This is a genomic window from Catenuloplanes niger, from assembly GCF_031458255.1.
GTDB lineage: Bacteria > Actinomycetota > Actinomycetes > Mycobacteriales > Micromonosporaceae > Catenuloplanes > Catenuloplanes niger.
Map to the genome: position 1 here is coordinate 6,076,573 of NZ_JAVDYC010000001.1, position 18,558 is coordinate 6,095,130.

Annotated in this window: 14 protein-coding genes; 9 read left to right on the top strand and 5 right to left on the bottom strand. The window is 71.7% G+C overall.

From position 1 onward, the window contains the following. Positions 1-8: 8 nt before the first annotated feature. Both J2S44_RS27035 and J2S44_RS27040 read right to left on the bottom strand, forming a co-directional pair. Entirely contained in the window at positions 9-1,772 is a 1,764-nt protein-coding gene (locus tag J2S44_RS27035) for an ATP-binding protein (RefSeq protein ID WP_310419649.1), read from the bottom strand. Between the two features lie 123 nt (positions 1,773-1,895). Next, a complete protein-coding gene (locus J2S44_RS27040; protein WP_374727913.1) occupies positions 1,896-2,609 on the bottom strand; it encodes a pyrimidine reductase family protein in 714 nt (237 codons plus the stop codon). Between the two features lie 263 nt (positions 2,610-2,872). On the opposite strand from J2S44_RS27040, the gene J2S44_RS27045 reads away from it, so the two are divergent. The 6 genes from J2S44_RS27045 (at position 2,873) to J2S44_RS27070 (ending at position 9,506) form a co-directional block, all read left to right on the top strand. Beyond that, positions 2,873-4,183 carry an ABC transporter substrate-binding protein gene (locus J2S44_RS27045; RefSeq protein ID WP_310419652.1) on the top strand — a complete coding sequence of 437 codons (1,311 nt, stop codon included), beginning with the start codon at positions 2,873-2,875 and terminating at the stop codon, positions 4,181-4,183. Between the two features lie 106 nt (positions 4,184-4,289). Then, entirely contained in the window at positions 4,290-5,285 is a 996-nt protein-coding gene (locus J2S44_RS27050) for a carbohydrate ABC transporter permease (RefSeq protein ID WP_310419654.1), read from the top strand. 77 nt (positions 5,286-5,362) lie between these two features. Continuing rightward, positions 5,363-6,187 carry a carbohydrate ABC transporter permease gene (locus tag J2S44_RS27055; protein WP_310429953.1) on the top strand — a complete coding sequence of 275 codons (825 nt, stop codon included), beginning with the start codon at positions 5,363-5,365 and terminating at the stop codon, positions 6,185-6,187. Further along, positions 6,184-7,560 carry a GH1 family beta-glucosidase gene (locus J2S44_RS27060; RefSeq protein WP_310419655.1) on the top strand — a complete coding sequence of 459 codons (1,377 nt, stop codon included), beginning with the start codon at positions 6,184-6,186 and terminating at the stop codon, positions 7,558-7,560. Before J2S44_RS27055 ends, J2S44_RS27060 begins: the two co-directional genes overlap by 4 nt. 62 nt (positions 7,561-7,622) lie before the next feature. Beyond that, entirely contained in the window at positions 7,623-8,669 is a 1,047-nt protein-coding gene (locus J2S44_RS27065) for a LacI family DNA-binding transcriptional regulator (RefSeq protein WP_307244466.1), read from the top strand. 123 nt (positions 8,670-8,792) lie between these two features. After that, positions 8,793-9,506, top strand: a complete 714-nt coding sequence (locus J2S44_RS27070; protein ID WP_310419657.1) for an ACT domain-containing protein — start codon at positions 8,793-8,795, stop codon at positions 9,504-9,506. 228 nt (positions 9,507-9,734) lie between these two features. Here the strand turns inward: J2S44_RS27070 and J2S44_RS27075 are convergent, their stop codons facing one another. Continuing rightward, positions 9,735-10,058 carry a YrhB domain-containing protein gene (locus J2S44_RS27075; protein WP_310419659.1) on the bottom strand — a complete coding sequence of 108 codons (324 nt, stop codon included), beginning with the start codon at positions 10,056-10,058 and terminating at the stop codon, positions 9,735-9,737. 13 nt (positions 10,059-10,071) lie between these two features. Further along, on the bottom strand, positions 10,072-12,801 hold the full coding sequence (locus J2S44_RS27080; RefSeq protein ID WP_310419661.1) for a toxin glutamine deamidase domain-containing protein: 2,730 nt from the start codon (positions 12,799-12,801) through the stop codon (positions 10,072-10,074). 145 nt (positions 12,802-12,946) lie between these two features. Here J2S44_RS27080 and J2S44_RS27085 point away from each other — a divergent pair, with 145 nt between their 5' ends. Genes J2S44_RS27085 through J2S44_RS27095 form a run of 3 tightly spaced genes read left to right on the top strand, consistent with a single transcriptional unit; the run spans position 12,947 to position 14,146 of the window. Next, complete coding sequence (locus J2S44_RS27085) at positions 12,947-13,246, top strand: hypothetical protein (RefSeq protein ID WP_310419663.1); 300 nt, start codon at positions 12,947-12,949, stop codon at positions 13,244-13,246. Next, entirely contained in the window at positions 13,246-13,848 is a 603-nt protein-coding gene (locus J2S44_RS27090) for a hypothetical protein (RefSeq protein ID WP_310419665.1), read from the top strand. The genes J2S44_RS27085 and J2S44_RS27090 overlap by 1 nt, the downstream gene beginning before the upstream one ends. Before the next feature lies 1 nt (position 13,849). After that, complete coding sequence (locus J2S44_RS27095) at positions 13,850-14,146, top strand: WXG100 family type VII secretion target (RefSeq protein ID WP_310419667.1); 297 nt, start codon at positions 13,850-13,852, stop codon at positions 14,144-14,146. A 192-nt stretch (positions 14,147-14,338) separates the two neighbouring features. On the opposite strand, the gene J2S44_RS27100 is transcribed toward J2S44_RS27095, so the two are convergent. Beyond that, on the bottom strand, positions 14,339-18,535 hold the full coding sequence (locus tag J2S44_RS27100; RefSeq protein WP_310419669.1) for a type VII secretion EssC family protein: 4,197 nt from the start codon (positions 18,533-18,535) through the stop codon (positions 14,339-14,341). Positions 18,536-18,558 lie beyond the last annotated feature (23 nt).

Genomic DNA, 18,558 nt, shown 5'->3' on the forward strand with positions numbered 1-18,558 from the left:
CGGCTTCCTCAGAAGGGGATGTCGTCGTCGGAGATGCGGGAGCCGGCACCGGACCGGCCGCCGACGACCGCGAACGGGTCGGCGGACGAGACGATCGAGCGCAGCGTGCCGGTGGGCGCGGCACCGGCCTCGGAGACGCGGGTGGCCCAGGCCGGGAACGGGAACTCCACGCAGAGCGGGACCGGGATGTCCGGCTGGTTGACGAACATGGTGCCGGGCTTGGCCAGCAGCACCCGTTGCCGTTGCGCGGGCGGGAGGAAACCGTACTCCGGGCGGCCGGCCTCGGCCGGGTCGAGCCGGCCGACCACGCGGATCGCGGAGTTCGTCACGATGCGGCGCTCGACCTCGCTGGCGGTCTGCTGCGCGCCGATCAGGATGACGCCGAGCGACCGGCCGCGTTCCGCGATGTCGAGCAGCACCTCCTTGATCGGTGAAGTGCCGTCCCGGGGCGCGTACTTGTTCAGCTCGTCCAGCACCACGAAGAGCAGCGGCTTGGCGGTGCCGGCCTTCTCCTTGCGCTCGAACTCGCTCTTCAGCGTCACGCCGACCACGAACCGCTGCGCGCGGTCCGGCAGGTTGTGCAGGTCCACCACGGTGACCTGGGCGCTCTCCGACGTGTTGATCGAGTGCGGCCGGCGCTGGGCCAGGTCGCCGCGGATCAGCCGGGACAGGTCCTTCTTGCTGGAGATCAGGCGGCGGGCGAACGCGTTCGTCGTGCCGATGCCGACCGCGGAGCCGGCCCAGTCGCGCCGGGTGTCCTCGTCGCTGAGCTGCTCGACCAGGAAGTCGACCAGGTCGCCGTAGGAACCGATCCGCTTGCCCTGGACGGAGATCCCGCCCTCGGCCGGCACCGCGACGCGCTGCAGGTGCGCGGTGACCGCGTGGACGACCATCGTGTACTGCTGGCGCTCGTCGTCCGCGTCGGCGAACACGTACGGCAGGAGGCCGGTCTCGCAGAACTCGGCGAGCGTCCAGTAGAACGCGTCCACCCCGGTCAGCCGGCTGCTCACGTCCGGCGTGCCGGAGGGGTCGCCGATCCGCGGCGGCGCGTAGACCCGGACGTCCGCGAACGCGTCCGCGGGCAGGCCGAGCTTGCCGTACGCCTCGGTGGTCCGCTCGTCCAGCCGGGTGTTCGGGTGGTCGAGGAAGAGCAGATCCTCGCCCTTGACGTTGAAGATGAGCGCCTTGGAGTTGACGCTCTCCGCGCCGAGCACGCCGGAGCGGAACACGGAGTAGAGCAGGAACGTGGCGAAGCTGGTCTTGGTGGCCACGCCGGAGATGCCGGAGATCGAGACGTGTGCGCCGCGCGTGCCGTCCAGGAAGTCCGCGTTCAGGTAGACCGGGACGCCGTCGCGGCCGGACCCCATCGGGATCGGCCGCTCCATCCGGTCGAAGTGCAGCGCCTGCGCGCGGGCGACGCCCTCGGCGCGGAACACCGGCGCGCCCGGGGCCGGCGGCACGTAGAGCTCCGGGTCGACGCGGGTGGTGGTGATCTCCGCCGCCTCCTGGACGAGCGCGGGGAGCGTGCCCTCCGCGATCGCGAAGACGTCGGAGTCGAACTGCGCGCCCTCGTGCCGCGCGCGGACCTGGGTGACCACGCCCGCGATCGTCACCGGCTCGCGGTCCGGCAGCTCGCGCCGGGTCACCACCACGTCGTCGAGCTGCAGGTAGGCCCCCGGGGTGACGGCGGTCCAGAACTGCAGCGGCGTGGCGTCGGCGGTGCCCAGCACGCGGCCGACGGCGGGGCCCGGGTCCGAGGGGTCTACTGGCACCCGATCATCGTGCCCCACGGGTACGACAACAACGTAAGCCACGCCGTGGTTGGCACCACCTGTCCCCACGTTATCCACAAGATCTTGTGGTTACCCACAGGGTTATCCACAACCCGTGGGCACTCAGTCCTCGGACGGGTGACCTCGGACATACCTGATCATCACGTGGTCGCCGCCGCGCAGCACGTGCGCCGGCCGCATCCGGGCGGCGGTCGAGACGGCCCCGGCCACGATCCGCGACGTGCCCGCGCCGGCCAGCAGCGGCGCCACGGTGAGACACAGCTCGTCGACCGCGTCCGCGGCGAGCAGCGTGCCGAACAGCTGCGGGCCGCCCTCGCAGAGGACGTGGTCCAGCCCTCTCGCCCGTACCGGCGCGAGAAGGTTCGCATCCGCGAAGCGGACCACGTCGGCGACCTCGGCCAGGTCCGGGCGGTGCGCGTCCGACGAGGTCAGGATGATCGGGCGGACCGGCGCGTCGGCGAGCGCGGGCATTGCCGGGTCCAGGTCGAGCGAGTGCGAGACCGTGACCAGCGTGGGTACGTCCGGCAGCCCGTGCGCGCGGCGCCACTCGATCCGCGGCGGGCTGAGCCGGATCGGGCGGTAGTTCTCCCGGCGCAGCGTGCCGGCGCCGACCAGCACCGCGTCCGCGAGCATGCGCAGCACGCCGAAGACGCGTTTGTCGTCCGCGCCGGAGAGTGCGGTGGAGAGTCCGTCGATCTCCATCGCGCCGTCCGCGCTCGACACGAAACTGACCCGTAACGTCGGCCGGGGTGGCCGGGCGTAGTGCGCGATCAGCGTCTCGTCGTCCAGGTCAGGGCCGGTAACAAGCTCGTTCACGAGCGAAAGCCTAGTGCTGACACGGTTTTCCGTGAGTGACGCATCGCGGGCGGTAACGAAATGGGAACGCTCCCACCGGCCCCTTGACACTCAGTTAACGTGTCGGCAATCTCATGGGAGCGCTCCCGAGCATGCAGTGGGCGGCACCACACCACGCGGGACAACGGGCGCACTTCGTCGATCTCTGGCACCGATCGACTTCGACGTTCAGGGCACATAGAACGACCCACCACTTCCACCATCACGACCTGAGAGGGGTCAGGATGAGCGTTCCGAGGCGCCGCCTGCGCGGCATCGCGGCGGCGGCTCTCGCCGCCGGCATGGTTTTCTCGGCCGCGGCGTGCAGCGCGAGCGACGGCGACAGCGGCGGTGAGGGCGGCGGAGGCACCGTCGTCCTGCAGTACTTCGGCAGCCCCGGCTTCGACGCGGCGATCGCGGCGTTCCAGACCGCGAACCCGGACATCAAGGTCGACGCCCAGAACATGGGCGAGCTGAAGGACTTCACGCCGAAGCTGAACCAGTGGCTGGCCACCGGTCAGGGCGCGGGCGACGTGGTCATGCTCGAGGAGGGCACGCTCCTGGGCTACCTGGAGACGCCGGACAAGTGGACCAACCTGCTCGACCTGGGCGCGGCCTCGCTGGAGGCCGACTTCCTGCCCTACAAGTGGGCGAACGGCTTCACGGCGGACAAGTCCAAGCTGGTCGGTCTCGGCACCGACATCGGTGGCCTGGCCATGTGCTACCGGACCGACCTGTTCGAGAAGGCCGGCCTGCCGACCCAGCGTGACGAGGTCTCCAAGCTCTGGCCGACGTGGGAGCAGTACGCCGCGACCGGCAAGAAGTTCAAGGAGTCGCCCGCGGTCAAGGATGTCGCGTTCATCGACACCGCCACCGCGGTGATGCAGCCGTACATCATGCAGAACTCGCAGACCTGGTTCTACGACACGAACAACAACTACATCGTCGAGTCGAACCCGATCGTCCGGGAGGCCTGGGACTTCGGCCTGCAGATGGCGGCGGACGGCCTGACCGGCAAGCTGCAGCGCTGGCAGCCGGACTGGAACGCCGCGTTCGCCAACGCCGCGTTCGCGACCGTGCCGTGCCCGGCGTGGATGACCGGCTCGATCGCGGAGCGGGCCGGCGACGCCGGCAAGGGCAAGTGGGACATCGCCACGATCCCCGGCGGCAGCGGCAACTGGGGTGGCTCGTACCTGGCGATCCCGGAGCAGAGCAAGAACAAGGAGGCGGCCTACAAGCTGCTGACCTACCTGACCGGCAAGGACGGCGAGCTCTCCTCGTACAAGGAGAAGGGCAACATGCCGTCGAACGTGAAGGCGCTCGACGACCCGGCGTTCGCCTCGTCGACGAACGAGTACTTCAGCAACGCGCCGACCGGCCAGATCTTCGGCGCCAGCGCCAAGAGCCTGAAGCCGATCTACCTCGGCCCGAAGCACCAGGGCATCTGGGAGAACCACTTCGAGACCGAGATGCGCAACGCGGAGCAGGGCAAGAAGACGTCCGACGAGGCCTGGAAGACGGCCGTGGCGGACGGCAAGAAGCTGGCCGAGGGCTGATCGACCGGTAACGCGTCACGGTGGCGTCCACGCGGGTGACTTGCGTGGGCGCCACCGTCACACGGTCTGGAGTCACCGGCCGCGGCCGGGGAAGGAACCCCACCACATGAGCATCGACACCCACGCCGCAGGTGCGCCGCGGCACTCGGCGGGCCCGCCGCCGCTGGATCCCGGAGAGCGCCGCAAGCAGGCGCGCCAGGTGCGGCTCGGACGGCTCGACCTGAAGGCGTCGCCGTACCTCTACGTCGCGCCGTTCTTCGTTCTCTTCGCCGTCTTCGGCTTCTTCCCGCTGCTCTACACCGGTTGGGTGTCGCTGCGTGACTGGGGCCTGATCAAGGGCGACCAGGGCTTCGTCGGCCTGCAGAACTTCCAGGAGGTGCTGACCGACGACAAGTTCTGGAACGCGATGTACAACACGGCCGGCATCTTCGTGGTGTCGACCGTGCCGCAGCTGCTGCTCGCGCTGATGCTGGCCAACTGGCTGAACCGGAAGCTGCGGTTCCGCACCGCGCTGCGGATGGGCATCCTGCTGCCGAACATCACCTCGGTCGCCGCGGTCGGCATCGTCTTCGGCTTCATCTTCGCCGACCGGTACGGCCTGGCGAACTGGATCCTGCAGTCGCTGAGCCTGGACCCGATCTCCTGGCGGGGCAGCCGGTTCGCGTCCTGGACCGCGATCGCGTTCATGGTCGACTGGCGGTGGACCGGCTACAACGCGCTGATCTACCTGGCCGCGATGCAGGCCATCCCGCGCGACCTCTACGAGTCCGCCTCGCTGGACGGCGCGTCCCCGACCCGCCAGTTCTGGCAGCTCACGGTGCCACTGATCCAGCCGACGATCCTGTTCACGGTGATCATCTCGACGATCGGCGGCATGCAGCTGTTCACCGAGCCGCTGATGTTCAACTACGGCGCCGCCGGCTCCGGCAGCGGCCTGGAGAACTTCCAGACCATCGCGATGTACATCTACTACACGACGTTCGAGGGCAACTTCAAGTACGGCCTCGGCTCCGCGATGTCCTGGCTGCTCTTCCTGCTGATCATCGGGTTCGCACTGATCAACTTCCTGATGGTGCGTCGTTCGCTGAAGGGGTCCAAGTGACCGCGCTGACCACCCGGCCCGCGCCCAACGCGCCGGCCACGCACAAGCCCACCCGCCGTCGCCGTCCCGGTGCGAAGCTGTGGGAGGCGAGCCCGCTCACGTACGTCGCGCTGATCATCGCGGTGCTGCTGGCGATCTTCCCGATCGCCTGGTCGTTCATCGTCGCGTCGCGGGACAACTCGGCGGTCTACAAGATCCCGCCGCCGCTGACGCCCGGCGGTGAGTTCCTGGCCAACACGACCCGGCTGCTCAACAACGACCAGGCGCACTTCCTGATCGGCCTGGCCAACTCGATCTTCGTGTCCAGCGTCGTGACGATCTCCGTGGTGCTGTTCTCCACGCTGGCCGGCTTCGCGTTCGCCAAGCTGCGGTTCAAGGGCGCGAACCTGCTGCTGCTGGTCATCATCGTGACGATGATGATCCCGACGCAGCTCGGCTACATTCCGCTCTACATCATGATGATCGAGCTGGGCTGGCTCGGCTCGCTCCAGGCCGTGATCGTGCCGTTCCTGGTCAAGGGCTTCGGCGTGTTCATGATGCGGCAGTACGCGATGTCCGCGGTCCCGGACGAGCTGATCGAGGCGGCCCGGATGGACGGCTGCTCGACCTGGCGGATCTACTGGAACGTCGTGCTCCCCACGCTGCGCCCGGCCGCGGCCGTGCTCGGCCTGCTGACGTTCATGGAGACGTGGAACGAGTTCCTCTGGCCGTACCTGGTTCTGGACGGAGACACTCCGACGATCCAGTACTCGCTTAAGATCCTTGCCACGGGCAACTACACGACCGACTACGTGCAGGTCTTCACCGGGACCGCGCTGGCGATCGTGCCGCTGCTCCTCGTGTTCCTCGCGTTCGGCCGCCAGATCATCGGCGGCATCATGGAAGGGTCCGTCAAGGCGTGACGACTCCACAATTTCCGCCGGACTTCCTCTGGGGCGCCGCCACGGCGGCGTACCAGATCGAGGGCGCGGCGACCGAGGACGGCCGTGGCCCGTCGATCTGGGACACGTTCAGCCACACCCCGGGGCGCACGGTCAACGGCGACCACGGCGACGTGGCCTGCGACCACTACCACCGGCTCTCGGACGACGTGCGCCTGATGGCCGAGCTGGGCCTGAAGTCGTACCGGTTCTCGCTGGCCTGGCCGCGCATCCAGCCCACCGGGTCCGGCAAGGTCAACCAGGCCGGCCTGGACTTCTACCGCCGGCTCGCGGACGAGCTGCTCGAGGCGGGCGTCCTGCCGTGGGCCACGCTCTACCACTGGGACCTGCCGCAGGCGCTGGAGGACGCGGGTGGCTGGCCGCACCGGGACACCGCGGCCCGGTTCGCCGACTACGCGCAGCTCACCGTGGACGCGCTCGGCGACCGGATCACGAACTGGACCACGTTCAACGAGCCCTGGTGCTCCGGCTTCCTCGGGTACGGGTCGGGCGTGCACGCGCCCGGCGTCCAGGACGGCGGCGCGTCGGTCCGGGCCGTGCACCACCTGCTGCTCGGCCACGGGCTCGCGCTGCAGGCGGTCCGGGCCCGGACGCCGGAGGTGAACCTCGGCATCACGCTCAACCTGTACTCGATGGCGCCCGCGACCGAGTCGGACGCGGACCGGGACGCGGCCCGCCGCATCGACGGCCTCGCCAACCGGTTCTTCCTGGACCCGGTGCTGCGCGGCGAATACCCGGCGGACGTGGTCGAGGACCTGGCCGGCGTCTCCGACTTCGCGCACCTGCGGGACGGCGACCTGGCCACGATCAACCAGCCGCTGGACTTCCTCGGCATCAACTACTACAGCCGGCACGTGGTCGCGGCGCCCGAGCCGGGCGCGGTGGCGGAGCCGTCCTGCTGGCCGGGGAGCGAGACCGTCCGGTTCGTGCACCGCTCCGGCGTACCGGTGACGGACATGAACTGGGAGATCGACGCGCCCGGGCTCGTCGAAACGCTTCGCGGTGTTGCGGAGAACTATCCGGCGGTGCCGCTCTACGTCACCGAGAACGGCTCCGCGTTCGTGGACAAGCTGGTGGACGGCGTGGTCGACGACCCGGAGCGGGTGGACTACTTCGACCAGCACCTGCGCGCCTGCCACGCGGCGATCGAGGCCGGCGTGCCGCTCAAGGGATACTTCGCCTGGTCGCTCATGGATAATTTTGAGTGGTCCTGGGGTTACACGAAGCGTTTCGGCATGGTCTACGTCGATTACGAGACGCAGGCGCGCATCCCCAAGACCAGTGCCAGGTGGTACGCCGACGTGATCCGACGTAACGGTCTGGCCGCACAGTAACGCGTGGTCGTACCGTAGCGGGGCGTGCCCACGTCGGCACGCCCCCGGCCCTTGGAGCAGACATGACTACCCAGCGCACGCGGTCGCTCGGACGGCCCACCCTCGACGCCGTGGCCGCGCGGGCGGGGGTCGGCCGCGGCACGGTGTCCCGCGTCGTCAACGGGTCTCCGCAGGTCAGCCCGGAGGCACGGGCCGCCGTGCAGGCCGCGATCGACGAGCTCGGCTACGTGCCGAACCGGGCGGCCCGCGCGCTGGTCACCCAGCGGACCGACTCGGTGGCGCTGGTCGTGTCCGAGTCCGGCGACCGGGTGTTCGGCGAGCCGTTCTTCGCCGGCATCGTCCGCGGCATCAGCTCCGGCCTGCTCGAGACGCAGATGCAGCTCTGGCTCGCCATGGCGCAGTCGCCGGCCGAGCGCGAGCGGGTCGAGCACCACCTCACCAACCAGCACGTCGACGGCGTCCTGCTGCTCTCGCTGCACGACTCCGACCCGCTGCCGACGCTGCTGGAACAGCGCAACCTGCCGGCCGTGCTCGGTGGGCGCCCGGCGCGCATGCTGCAGCCCGGCGCGCAGGCGGCCTACTTCGTGGACGTGGACAACGCCGGCGGCGCGCGGCTGGCCACGGAGTACCTGATCGCGGGCGGCCGGCAGCGGGTCGCCACCATCGCCGGGCCGCAGGACATGGGCGTGGGCGTGGCCCGGCTCGCCGGTTACCGCGAGGCGGTGCGGCTCAGCGGGCGGGCGCCGGCGGAGGACCTGATCGCGTACGGTGACTTCTCCGAGGGCAGCGGCACCGCGGCCATGCGCCGGCTGCTCGAGCTGGCCCCGGACCTGGACGCGGTCTTCGTCGCGTCCGACCTGATGGCCTGCGGTGCGCTGCGCGCGCTGCGCGAGGCCGGCCGGCGCGTGCCCGCCGACGTGGCCGTGGTCGGCTTCGAGGACTCGCCGATCGCGCGCCAGGCCGACCCGCCGCTCACCACCGTCTACCAGCCGGTCGAGGAGATGGGCCGGCAGATGGCCCGGCTGCTGGTCGCGCGCATCCGCCGGGAACCGATGGAGCGGCCCTACGTGCTGCTCGACACGCACATGGTTCCGCGGGCCTCGGCGTAACCGGTCTCAGCTGCATTTTTATGCACGGACACGGGTAGGCAACGACCGCGAAACGGACACCGCGCACACTGGTCCCGTCAGCCAGTGTTCCACTGCTGTTCGCCGGTGCCGAGGGGAGCGTCAATGTTGCTGCGGGTACGGGTCACGCTTCCGGACCGCCCTGGGGCGCTGGGCCAGGTGGCGCGCACGCTGGGCGTCGCCGGTGCCGACATCGTCCAGGTCGTGGTGCTGGAGCGGCTCGGTGGCCGCGCCGTCGACGACTTCACCGTGGTCTGGCCGGGCGCCGCGCGCGTCGAGCGCCTGATGGCCGGGCTGGCCGCGATCCCCGGCGTGCAGGTCGACGGCGTCTGGCGGGCGATCGGCGCCCCGGTCGCCGGCGGGCACGACGCGGAGCTGCTCGCCCAGGTCGCGGCGAACCCGTCGGACGGCCTCGCCACGCTGGTCGACGCCGTCCCCGGCCTGCTGGCGGCGGACTGGGCCGCGGCCGCGATGGTGCCGGCCGACTGGGCGTCCCGGGCCGCCGCACCCCGCACCGAGGACGAGGCCGGCCGCGAGCCGGACGTCGCCTATGCCAGCTGGCGTGCGCCGGAGCCGCCGCGCCTGCCCGAGGTCACACCGCTGCGGGCCCGGTCGCTGACCGGCCCGGACGGCACCCGTTACGCCGTGGCGCCGTTCGGCCGCGCCGGGCTGGTGCTGGTGGTGGCGCGCACGGACGGCGACAACCTGTCCGCCGCGTCGTTCCACGTCACCGAGGTCGACCGGATCTCGCAGCTGGTCCGCGCGGCCGCCGTGATCCTCGGCGACCGCCTCGACCTGATCACCCCGCAGACGGTTTAGCGCCTGCTTCAACGGAGAGCCCCGGAGCGGGGCGCGGTCCGCGTGTCGTCCGGGCCTCGCCGCAACCGGCCGGGCCCCGGGAGCCGCCCGGTGGGTTTCCGCCACGGCGGAACCGGCAGGGAGGAGCGCCGGCGACGACCGGTGCCCGCGGGAGCACTCGGAACGCGCCCACGCCGGAAGCGGGAAAATCGGTTCTTGCGATCATGCGAACCTCTCCGGAGAGACGTCTCAGGAGAACGGTGACGACCGCGGGACCGGCAGGGGCGTGAGGCCGTGTTGCGCCGCGTAGATGTTGAGCCACTGCTCCAGGGGCGGCGCGGAGTTGGCGATCCAGACGTCGCTGCCGTCCTTGAGCACGATGACCGGGCCGGCCGGCACCATGTCGGTGAAGGCGTTCGTCCGCAGATAGCGTGCGGAGTTGTAGGAGAACGCCCACGCCCACGGGAACTCGCGCGGCGACTCCGGGTCGGTGAGCACCAGCGGCGTGTCCGGGTCCTCGATCTCGCGGACCCGGGCCTCGGCGAGCGCGCGGGCCTGGCTGATGTCGATCATCGGTTGCTCCTCGTCACGGGATACGGGTGAACCAGAGCTCACTGCCGGGGCTGGTCAGCGGCGGCAGGTATCCCAGTCTGCCGGTCTGCCCGTCGACGAACATGATCCGCCCGTCCCGGTTCCACACGTTCATGACGTGGCCGTCGGTGGTGCCGCCGATCTTGTAACCGATGATGCCGACCGTGCCGTTCGGCGCGGCCGCCATGTCCGCCACCACCTGGCCGTAGTCCGCGCCCGGCACCTGGTGGAACGCCATGCCGGGGTAGTTCGCCTCGATGGTGGACAGCGGCCGGGTGGCCGGGATCTTGTGCGCCACGGTGACGGTGTCGTGCTTGATGTAGTCGTCCACCCGCTGCACGCAGATCGTGCAGTTGACGTCCGACGGCATCTTGTTGACGTTGATCTGGTCGAGTTTCGGCAGGTTCCGCTCGACCACCGTGCCGAGGTCGCCGGGCATGCCGTACGGGGAGCCCTCGTGCAGCACCTTGACGTTGCCGACGTTCTCCCCGAGCGCGTCCAGCATCTGGTGGTTCAGCTGCGTGTTCGCGGTGTCGAACTGGAGGTTCAGGTCCTTGGTGAACGCGTTGATCTCGGCCAGTTCCGTGGCCTGGTGCGTCTGGAGGCTGTTCGCGAGATCCAGGTTCTTGGTGATGTCGGCCTGGGCCTCCGCGGCCCTGATGTCGGCGAGCCGGGTGTTCTCGATCCCCGCGGTCAGGTTCTGGACGTCGAGGTCGCGCTGCGCCTCGAGGTTCTTGGTGAGCGCGGCGACGTCGGCCGTGACACCGTCCACGGACGCCTTCTCGGCCAGCCTGATCTCGTCCATCCGCTGGACGTCCAGCTCCTTGAGCGCGGCGGCCTGGTCGCCGGCCAGCCTCGTGGCGGTGTCCGTCCGCAGCGTGCCGAGGTCCGTGGCCAGGTCGGCCTGGAGGTTCGCCTTCTCCGTGGTGAGCCGGCCGTACTCCAGGTCGAGGTGTCGCATCGCGTCGCCGTAGACCGCCTCGAAGCGCGCCGGGTCGGCCTGCGCGGCGGGCGACTGCGCGACCGTCTTGATCTCGTCGGCCTGGTCGGTGATCCGTTTGAGGTCCGCGTCGACCGCGTCGATCCGCCCGGCGAACGAGTGCTGGACCGCCAGTTCGTCCGCGGCGAGCTTGACGTCGGAGGCGGTCCTGAGCTCGTCCGGCCTCGTGGTGCGCAGCTCGTCGAACCGCATGTCGATGTCGTTCTTCGCGATGCTCAGGTCCGCGGCCGCGTCGACCTTCACCCGGTCGGACCGTGCGGTGAGCTCGGTCCTGAAGTCGTTCTCGATCCGCAGCTTCTCCGCGTTCAGCTTCGCCGCGGCGTCACTGTCGATCCTGTTGACGGTGAGCTGGAGGTCGGCCTTGGCGGCCTGCTCGATCCGCAGCGCGTCCGCGTTGATCCGGTTGGCGACGTCATTCCTGATCGCCTGGACGTGTGTGGTCTCGGTCCGGTGCTTCACCGCGGCGAGGTCGTCGAAGTGCTGCTTGAACGTCTTGCCGGGGGTGACCGTGACCGGCGGCAGCGTCGGCACCGGCAGCGCGCCGAAGCGGGTCCCACCGCCCTTGGCGAGCCCGGCCGGGAGGTAGTCGCCGACCCTGCCGGTGTCGATCGCGCCGGTCACGACCCGGTTGACGTTCGTGAGCCCGGCCAGCGCCGCGGCCGAGCCGTCGCCGAGCGCCTTGACGACGGTCAGCGCGCCGGAGCCGGCCGCCTTGACGATGCCGGCCATCTCCGTGGCCATGGTCTTCATGCCGTGCAGCGCGGCCTTGCCGATCTCCTTCAGCCCGCCGGTCCGGTGGAGCGCGGACAGCTTCGAGACGCTGGTCAGGCCCTTCACGCCGGGGATGACGCCGAGGATGCCGAAGACCAGGTCCATGACCGAGCCCTTGCCCTGGCTGAAGTCGACGATCGCTTTGATCAGCAGGATCGCGCCGGCCGCGAGCGCGATCCAGGCGAGCGGTCCTCCGATGATCATGCCGATGATGCCGGCGACCAGGGCGACCCACTGCGCGACCTCGCAGATGATGTTCCAGATCTCCTTGAACGCGTCGCCGAGCTTCTGCCAGAAGTTGCGCGGCTGGATGCCCGCGTCGGAGGCGTCCTCGATCTGCCGCACGCAGGCACGCGACGCGTCGTCACGCATCTGCTTGGCCTGCGCGGCGAGCTGCTTGGCCAGGTCCAGCTCGCCCTGCGCGCCGGTCACCTGGCTCTGTGCCGCGTCCCGCCTGGCCCGGGCGGCGGACGCGTCCCGTACCGCGGCCTTGACCTGGTCCGGGTCCGGTGCGACGGTCTCCGCCCGGGCGGCCTCGGCCGCCTTCGACGCGCCGGTGAAGTCCGCCTCCGCGACGGACAGCGCGCCGGTCAGCGACGCGACCTTCTCGGCCGCGACCCGGCCGTCGGCCAGCGCCCGGCCGGCCTGTGCCTGGGCCCGTTCCAGCGAGGGCGCGAAGGCGTCCAGCGCGTCGCCGGTCATCAGGTGCGACCGGTAGAGCTTGTTGACCTGGTGGGGGAAGTCGCCGAACTGCTCGCGGAACGCGTCACCGGACTTGCCGACCCAGGCCAGCAGCGCGCCGTCGCCCTGCAGCGACTCCACCGCGAGCCGGGCCCGGTTCGCGGTCTCCGCGAAGTCGTGGAACCGGGACGCGAGCTGCCGCACCCGCGCCGGATCGCCGGGTGTGGGGTCACCGTCCATGTCCAGGACGTGCCAGTCGGTCGGCCGTGTCATCCGCTCCCCAGGTCCGGTGGTGACTGTACGTATAGTGGGGCGCCAACGGTACCTTCGGGTACCGTCAGGGTCAACGTTGAGGGTGATCTTGCGCGCGCCGAGTAGGCTGCCCATCGGCCAGTGACATGGACAGAGACGGATATCTATGGCATCCGACCGTTTGACAGTCAATCTGGACGGATTGACGGACTTCGCCAATCAGCTGGAGACGATCCGCAGCGGCATGGACTCCGCACGTTCGTGGATGAATGAGTTCTCCGGCGAGCTCGGCGGGCCCGACGTCGACGACGCCATAAGTAACTTTGAGTCACATTGGCGCGACGGCCGTGGCCGGGTCGACAAGAACTGCGAGCAACTGATCGCGATGGCGAACCAGGCCGTCGAGGCGATCCGCAAGGCCGACAACGACCTCCGCGACCAGCTGCGCACCGACGGCGAGGCCTGATGGCCGCCGCCGGCTTCGCCATCACGATCCCGGACTCGTGGTTCGAGATCGAACTGCACCCGGACGCCCGTAACGCGGCCATCGGCGCGCTGGTCGAGGAGCGCCTCCGGGCGGTGCCGGAGCTGCGCGAACACCGTGCCGCGCTGGCCAAGGCGCTGCGCGAGACGGCCCGCCGCGCGTACGACAGCGGGGCCCGGTTCTGCGGCACGCTGGTCGCCGGCCTCGGCGGCGCGGTGATGACCGCGACCGTGACCGTGACGATCGTGGACGCGCCCGGCGAGGACGCCGCGGTCGCGCAGTACCTGACGGCCGTGCCCAGGCGCGGGCCGGACTCGATCTGGCGGCAGGTCGAGTCCACCGAACTGCCCGGCGCCGGCCGGGTGCCGCGCACGCGCGGCGTCGACGACGTGACGCTGCCGGACGGCGCCGGCTGGATCCGGTCGCTGGTCCTGCAGACGTTCGTGCCGTTCCCGGGGCCGAATCCGGCCCGGGTCGCACTCATCACCGGCAGTTCCCCGTTGCTGGCGCTGGAGTCGGAGCTGTTCGACGTCTTCGACGCCATCACCGGCACGTTCCGATTCATCACCGACCAGGAGGCATGAGATGGCGAACGTCAATGTGACGTACCAGGAGATGCGTGACGCGGCCAACCGGCTCACGCGCGGCAAGGAGGAGATCTTCAGCAAGCTCACCGAGCTGCAGAACATGGTGAACAACCTGGTCAACGGCGGTTACGTGACGGACGCCTCCTCCAAGCAGTTCGACGAGTCGTACCGCGAGTTCAACGACGGCGCGCAGAAGATGGCCGAGGGCCTCGAGGGCATGGGCAAGTACCTGACCGCGGCGGCCGACACGTTCCAGCAGGCCGACGACGAGCTGGCGAAGGCACTGCGCAAGTAGGGGTTTGCAACGGGGGAGGGGCGGCCGGCGACGGTCGCCCCTTGTTGTTTCACGGACCGAGGCGCAACCCATGATCTGCCCGCTCCCGGCGGGTCGGCTCCCGCACGCTCCCGCGGGCACCGGTCGGCCGCGGGCGGCCTCCCTGCGGGATCCGAGGCCGCCCGGTCAACACCCCGGACGCCGGTCAGGCCCTCACTCCGGGACCTGGACCGTGATCGGCTCGCCGTCGCCGAGGTGCAGGAGCGCGCGGCCGGGCCGGACCGGCTGGCCGACCGAGGTCCGCTGGAGGCGCAGGCCGACCAGGTCACCGTCGGTGCGGCTCTGCGGGGAGAGCAGCGCGCCGCGGCGGCTGCGGCGGGCGTCGACCAGCCAGCCGCTGAATCCGACGCTCAGATCCTCCGGGTCACCCGCGTAGACCAGCGCGAGCTGCCGGGCCTCGCCGTTGCGGATCACGTCGCGCAGCTCGGCCGAGGCGGCCGCGTCGCGCAGCGCGGCGGCGTCGTCGACGACCAGCAGCGCGCGGCCGGTCACCCGCGCCAGCGCGGCGGTCAGCTCCTCGGACGTGACGTCGGTACCGGTGAACACGGCCAGCATGCCGGGGCGGCCGGCCAGGTCACGGACCGGCGACGTGCGCGGCGCCAGCGCGATCACCTGCTGGCCGGAGTCCAGGGCGGACCGGGCCATCGCGACCAGCATCGTGCTGCGCCCGGACCGCGCCGGGCCGCCGACCGCGAACGACGGCACGCCGGACGCGAGGTCCGGGCCGTAGGCCGACAGTTCCTCGCCGCCGACGCCGGCCAGCACCCAGCCGGCCCCCGCGCCGGCCCTCGGCAGCCGCACGGCCTGGTCGTACCCGATCCGGTGCGGCACCTCGCCCAGCCGGAACGCGCGCCGTGACTGCGGGACGTCCGCGTCCCGGTCCGCCGCGCGCCGGCCGATCTCGGTCAGCGCGGCCGCCTGGGCCGCGCCGCTCGGGTCCGCGGTCAGCAGCGCCACCTGCACCTCGACGCCGGTCTCGGCGCGGAACGCACGGCCCGGCGCGGTGTCCTCCGGCAGGTTGCGCGGATGCAGGCCGATCATGGCGAGGTCGCCGCGGTCGGCGAGCCGGAAGGCCAGCTTGTCCTCCGTGAGCGTGGCGATCCGGCCGCTCAGCACGGACCGGTCACCGGTGATCACCACGTGCACGCCGACGCTCGCGCCCTCGCGCAGGAACGTGAAGACCTGGTCGGCGAGCGTGCCCGCGTCCAGCTCGCCGAGCGAGGTGAGGAAGCCCTCCCAGCGGTCCAGCAGCAGCACGATGTGGGACAGCGGGTCGGCCGCGGCCCGGCGCTGCTCGGTGACGTCCGCGAAGCCGCCCGCGGCCAGCACGGCCTGGCGGCGGCGGATCTCCTCGCCGAGCCGGCCGATCAGCCGGACCGCGCGTTCCACCTCGGTGCGCTGCACGACCGCGCCGGTGTGCGGCAGGTTCGCCAGCGGCAGCAGCGCGCCGTTGCCGCAGTCCAGGCCGTAGAGGTGCACGTCGGCCGAGGAGTGCGTGCGGGCCAGCGCGCCGGCGATCGTGCGCAGCAGCTGCGACCGGCCGGTCCGCGGCGCGCCGGCCACGATCAGGTGGCCGAACGTCTCCAGTCGCAGCGCCGCGGTCCGCTGCCGCTGCTGCTTGGGCAGGTCCTCGACGCCGTACGGCACCGCGCCCGGCTCCGCGGCCAGCGTCTCCAGCAGCACCGACCCCGGCAGCGGCGGCAGCCACGGGCTGGGCTGCGCCGGCACCCCGGCCAGGCGCGCCGCGTCCCGCAGCGCCTCGACCAGCACCTGCAGGTCGGTGACCTCGTCCTGCACCACGGCGGTCCGGGCGGCCGGCGTGGTCTCGATCGGCCGGGCCAGATCGGCCCAGTCCAGCACGCGCATCTCCGGCGGCGCGACCGGGCGCGCCGCCGCGCCGTCCGTGCCGGGGCGGCGCCCACCGACCCGCCCGGCCTGGAACGGCACCAGCGAGGCGTGGCCGAGCCGCACGTACGCCCGGCCCGGTGTGCTCTTCGCGATCCGGGCCGCGTCCGGCGCGTTCAGCACGTCCTGGCTCTCGGCCGCGTCGGTGACCCGCAGCGCGATCCGCAGGTTCGTGTTCGCCCGGATCTCCGGTGACACCACGCCGCTCGGCCGCTGCGTGGCCAGCAGCAGGTGGATGCCGAGCGACCGGCCCCGCTGCGCCACGTTGACCAGGCCGGTGACGAAGTCGGGCAGCTCGCGCGCCATCGACGCGAACTCGTCGATCACGATCAGCAGCCGGGGGAGTACGCCGCCGACGCGCGTGTAGTCCTCGATGTCCTTGGCGCCGGCCGCGGCCAGGATGTGCTCCCGGCGGCGCAGCTCCGCGGAGAGCGACTCCAGCGCGCGCCGGACCAGGTGCTCGTCCAGGTCGGTGACCATGCCGACGGTGTGCGGCAGCCGCACGCAGTCGCCGAACGCGCTGCCGCCCTTGTAGTCGACCAGCACGAACGTCATCGCGTCCGGCCGGTTCGCGACCGCCAGCGACGCCACCACGGTCTGCAGCAACTCGGACTTGCCGGAGCCGGTGGTGCCGGCGATCAGGCCGTGCGGGCCGTCCCGGCGCAGGTCGATCTCGAACGCGCCGTCGAACGACTCGCCGACCACGGCCGCGGTGCTCGCGCCGCGCAGCGCCCAGCGGGCCACGATGTCGTCCGCCCGCGGCGGGTCCAGCGAGAGCACGTCGAGCAGCCGGCTGGCGCCGGGCAGCGCCGCGTCCTCGTCGTCGTCGCTGACGTCGCGGACCGGCGCCAGCGGCCGGGCGACCGCGGCGCACCAGGCCGGGGAGACGAAGTCCGGCCGGACGCCGGACAGCTCCTCCGCGCCGGTCCGCAGGATCCGCAGCGTGGCGCCCTCGACCACGGCCACGGCCTGGCACTCGGCCGGGAGCAGCCGCTCGTCCGCGTCCAGGCAGATCGCGTAGACGCCGACCGCCGGGCCCTCGCGGAGCAGCTGGATCACGCCGGGCAGCGAGCGCAGCCGCCGCGAGCCGTCCAGCACGACCAGCATGTCCGGCTCGCGGAAGCCGGCCTCGCCGGTCTCCTTGCGTACCACCAGCCGTGCCTCGATCAGCTCCAGCAGGCTCGCCACCCGGCGGCCGACCGACTCCGCGTCCAGGCCGATCAGCGCGGCCGGTGCGGCGGGACCGCTCGGGCGGGCGTGCGGCAGCCAGCGGATCCAGTCCCAGCTGTCCCGGCCGGCCGCGTCGGTGAGCACGGTGATCTGCACGTCGGCCGGGCTGTGCAGCACCGCGGTCTGCACCACGGCCCAGCGGCCGAGCGCGCGGGCGGTGTCACCCGGGCCGGCGAAGCCGATCACGCCGTGCTCGCGCAGCGGCATGGTGACCGGTACGTCCGGAATGGACCAGTGCACCGTACGCCGGTGCTCGTCCTGTTCCGGATCGTCCAGCGCCACCTCCGCGGGCTGGTCCCCGAAGCCGGCGCGGATCAGCAGGTGGTCGGTGTCCCGGCGGCGCCGCTCCCAGAGCCGTCGCCGCGGTCCGGTGGCGATCACCGCGATCAGGCCCGGGTCGGGCGCGGCCGTGCGCCGGTCCGCCTTCTCCACCTCCAGCGCCTCGCGGGCGTCGCGTTCGATCCGGTCCCTGGTCTCGGCGTACTCGCGGCGCAGGTCGCCGAACGTCCGCTTGCCCTGCCGGCGGGTCCAGACGTGGTTCGCGACCAGCGACAGCGGGCTGAGCAACGCCAGGAACAGCATGGTCCGGTTGCCGGTGAGCAGCATCAGCGCGATCGCGCCGACCAGCGGGACCAGTGCGATGAGCCAGGGCAGCGGGTTGCGCGGCGGCTCCTTCGGCGGCGTGGGCAGCCGGAACCGGGTCTGCCGGCGCGGCGCGCGGATCCGCGGCGGCCGGTTGTAGTCCAGACCGGAGCCGTCCGCGGACGGTGCCAGCGCGGCGTCCGGCCGGGTGTACTCGGCCAGTTCCAGCACGCTGTCGCCGACGTGCAGCAGCCGGCCGGGCTCCCACTCGACCGCTTCGGTCACCGCGTCGCCGTCCAGCCGGACCGGGGTGTCGCCGGCCGGCGCGACCCGGCAGCGGGCCCGGATGTCCACGCTCACCGTGACCGCGGCGGGCGGCAGCGCCGGGTCCGCGACCGGCACCCAGCAGCCCGGGTCGCGACCGATGTCGCCGCTGCCGGCGCCGAGCCGGACGAACGTGCCCGCGGCCGGGCCGCCGGCGACCCGGACCTCCAGCAGGCCGGTCTGCTCCGGTGGCGGGCCGGCCGGCGCGCCCAGGCCGAGCACGGTGCCGTCCCGGAGCCCGGACTCCGCCACCGAGGCGGCCGGGTCCAGCGGGCGGCCGTCCGCGAAGAGCGGGATGTCTCCCCGCATGCGGGCATCGCGCATCAGATGTT